The sequence below is a fragment of the Kitasatospora sp. SUK 42 genome (assembly GCF_015776785.2).
Lineage (GTDB): Bacteria > Actinomycetota > Actinomycetes > Streptomycetales > Streptomycetaceae > Kitasatospora.
In genome coordinates, this window is record NZ_LFMD02000024.1 from 1 (window position 1) to 641 (window position 641).

1 protein-coding gene is annotated in these 641 nt (G+C 75.0%); it reads right to left on the reverse strand.

The genetic code is table 11. From position 1 onward, the window contains the following. On the reverse strand, positions 1-641 hold a 641-nt coding region (locus RZ50_RS28185; RefSeq protein ID WP_217681003.1), incomplete at both ends, for an acyl carrier protein.

The window sequence follows — 641 nt, forward strand, 5'->3', positions numbered from 1 at the left end:
TGACGGCCGGCCCCTCCAGGCCCAGCGTGTACGAGACCCGGCCGGAGGCGACGCTGCCCGCGTTCCCGCTGGCCAGGTAGCCCTCCAGGTCCTCCGGGACGTTCTGCACCCGCGAGCCGTAGTCGTGGTACATCACGCCGGTGAACACGCCCGTCCGGCTGCCGCGCAGCCCGGCCGGGTCCAGCCCCGCGCGTTCGAGGGTCTCCCAGGCGGTCTCCAGCAGCAGCCGCTGCTGCGGGTCGGTGGCCAGCGCCTCGCGCGGGGACATCCCGAAGAACGCCGGGTCGAACAGGTCCGCGTCGTGCAGGAAGCCGCCCTCGCGGGTGTACGAGGTACCCGGCTTCTCCGGGTCCGGGTCGTACAGCCGCTCGACGTCCCAGCCACGGTCGGCCGGGAACTCGGTGATGCCGTCCCGGCCGTCCAGGACCAGCTGCCACAGATCCTCGGGGGACTGCACCCCGCCCGGGTAGCGGCAGGCCATCCCGACGATCGCGATCGGCTCGTCGGCGGTCGTGGCCGCCGTGGCCGCCACGGCCGGCGGGGCTTCCTCGCGCCGGCCGCCGAGGAGCTGCTCGCGCAGGTGGGCGGCGAGTGCGGCCGGGGTGGGGTGGTCGAAGACCAGGGTGGTCGGCAGCCGCAGG